General features: G+C 36.5%; 1 protein-coding gene. It reads left to right on the top strand.

The window, feature by feature from the left end; genetic code table 11:
- The coding region (locus tag K7I92_RS07355) for a Cna B-type domain-containing protein (RefSeq protein WP_220282608.1) at window positions 1–2,404 on the top strand (2,404 nt) is incomplete at both ends.

Below are 2,404 nucleotides of genomic sequence, written 5' to 3'. Positions count from 1 at the left end.
AGATATGGCACAGGCGACGAAATTGGTACTTACGTCTATAACAAAGGAAAGTTTGTTTTAACCTTCTCAGGAGACTACATCAAAAACAATGAAGTCAAAGACTTAACCACAACACTTCGTACAGATGATGTAACCATTTCAAATACAAAAATGGGAACAGGAACAAATGGTGAAAAATCCACCCTCTATGGAAAAGTGGTGGATAAAACCATCATTGCAGGCTATGAAAAGAAAAACTCAGATACACCGGCAGGACCGGGATCACTCAGCCTTGACAATGTGAAGATTAATTCATTCGAAATTATTGATGTCGCAAATGGAAATAAGAAGATTGACTACAGAACAAGTGATAGTTCAGAGTATGAAGCATATAAGAAAGACCCATCTAAGTTTAGTAATGCAATTTGTGAGGGGCAAAAAAATAGTGATGTTAAATTACAATTATCGATGACTTATACGGCTCAAAAACCAATCTTAGAGGGAGATACATTATCTATTCCGGCATTTGCAGGACATGAAAAGCAAAATTTTTCTTCAAAACCTTTGATGGATGGTACAAAACATCAGATAGGCACTTGGGAGTACAAAGATGGAAAGATTGAAATTAAGTTCAGTGGTGATTACATCAAGAACCAACAAGTCAAGAGTTTTACCGCTTCTTTTGAAACAGGAAATACGAAAACATATCTTTCTGGTGGTGGAACAACACTTATATTAGGAGAAAGAAGAACACAAATCGGTAAACTTGGAAAAGAAGATCTTGTAGTAGGTAGAGAAAAAGAGTATGTAGTATCACAGAATAACAATGAGACATGGCAATCAGTTTATAAGTCTGCACCAGGAGCCGGTGATTCTGCTGTTATATGGCAATTTGGACTAATGTCTGATTTCATCATAAAAAATATTGATGGAAAAGAACACCACTTTTTTAATTCATATTTATTAGAACATAATGGGGAATATTCACCAAAGACACTGACAGATGTATACATGGAAGATACATTTATTGATTGCGTGGAAAGTCCTACTCTGAAATCAGTAAATGTGTGGATTTCAGGTATAGACGATAAAGGGAAAGTAGTTTCTGGTAGCTATCCAGTAAATTTACCGTCTATTTTGAAAAAAATAGAACAAGGAACAAAAACCAAGGAACAAGTGAAAAACGCTCTTAAAAAGGGCGAATATTGTATCTATGATAATAAAGACGAAACATATACACTTATGCTTAAATGGTGGGATATGAATGATGGAAATGCTCCTAAATATGATGATATTCCAGCAATTAAAGCCGCAGGTGGCGTGGGAAATTATTTGAAGAACAACTATGATGTGTATAGCAATCTTAAAGCATCAACTATCAATAAGATTAATAATATATACAAGGGAAAAACTGTTCAGAATCTGTATATGGATTTTCGTGCGAGATACGTTCCTGTAAGAGAAAAAACAGAAGTTAAAAATACCGCAACAATCAGTACCAAGCAACTTGGCAACAAAAAAGTGAAAGCAACAGGTGTTTTAACCCCTCCAGCCGGCATTGCCGACGCACCAGCTGACCCGCTAACTGTAAAACTCGTCAAGTCAGATAGAAAAACAGGGGCAACCCTTTCACAAGGCTTTAAGTTCGAATTACAGACCACAAAAGATGGCGGTAAAACTTGGACTAAAGTAGATGTAAAATCGGATATGGTTGAGCAAGGTAAATTAAATACTGATAAGACCTTAACTCCAAATGATAAAGGAACCATTCAGATTAAAAAACTGAATGTCGGAAAATACCGCTTTGTCGAAACAGCCCATCCAAAAGGCTACGAAGATGTAAAAATCGACAACAATAAACCAAACAGTACACAAAACCCTACTTCCGCTAATTCAAAGGTGATAGAACTAACCAACCAAGGTAGCGGAGCCTATGTAGCCATGTACAATCAGCCTAATGGTGAAAAGATAGACATCAATGTCAATAAAAAGTGGGTAGGACCTGAAAAAGACACTGTCACCGTAAAACTATTGGCAGATAAAAAAGACACAGGAAAAACCCTCACCCTTACAAAAGCTAAAAAATGGCAAGGAAGCTTTAAAGACTTAGACAAACACAATATCGACGGTAAAGAAATCGAGTACGATGTCAAAGAAGTTGCCATCCCTGACTATGAAAGTAAGAAAACAGGGGACGCAAAGAATGGCTTTATCATTACCAATAAGAATGTAGAGAAAATAGACATTCCGGTTAAAAAGGTTTGGAATGGTAAAAAAGAGGATAAGGTAACCGTAACCCTTCTGGCTAACGGTCAAGAAAAAGTCTTTAAGACCTTGGATGAATCCAATAACTGGAAGTGGACATTTAGTGGTCAACCAAAGTATGACGATAAGGGTGAAGAAATTAAATATACCATCGAAGAAG

Origin of the sequence: Bulleidia sp. zg-1013 (assembly GCF_019798045.1) — a bacterium.
GTDB lineage: Bacteria > Bacillota_I > Bacilli_A > Erysipelotrichales > Erysipelotrichaceae > Bulleidia.
This window is presented reverse-complemented; position numbering and strand designations above follow the sequence as displayed.